This window comes from Lysinibacillus sp. UGB7 (genome assembly GCF_049058285.1).
GTDB classification, from domain to species: domain Bacteria; phylum Bacillota; class Bacilli; order Bacillales_A; family Planococcaceae; genus Lysinibacillus; species Lysinibacillus sphaericus_B.
Genome location: NZ_JBMGUV010000138.1, coordinates 1 through 314, shown reverse-complemented (window position 1 = coordinate 314; position 314 = coordinate 1). Strand labels below are relative to the sequence as shown.

Below are 314 nucleotides of genomic sequence, written 5' to 3'. Positions count from 1 at the left end.
TAAGCTCTTTAGCGCCGATGGTAGTTGGGGGCTTCCCCCTGTGAGAGTAGGACGTCGCTAGGCATAATACCCAGGAGGATTAGCTCAGCTGGGAGAGCATCTGCCTTACAAGCAGAGGGTCGGCGGTTCGAGCCCGTCATCCTCCACCATATGCCGGTTTAGCTCAGCAGGTAGAGCAACTGACTTGTAATCAGTAGGTCGTGGGTTCGATTCCTATAGCCGGCACCATAGTTTTGAGCCATTAGCTCAGTTGGTAGAGCATCTGACTTTTAATCAGAGGGTCGAAGGTTCGAGTCCTTCATGGCTCACCATTT

The 314-nt window shown here is 52.2% G+C and carries 3 tRNA genes; all 3 read left to right on the top strand.

The features are described 5' to 3' along the window. Window positions 1–73 precede the first annotated feature (73 nt). A tRNA-Val gene (locus ACOMCU_RS28420) sits at window positions 74–149 on the top strand. A 3-nt stretch (window positions 150–152) separates the two neighbouring features. Then, window positions 153–228 (top strand) — tRNA-Thr (locus tag ACOMCU_RS28415). A 7-nt stretch (window positions 229–235) separates the two neighbouring features. Further along, window positions 236–311 (top strand) — tRNA-Lys (locus tag ACOMCU_RS28410). Window positions 312–314: the final 3 nt, after the last annotated feature.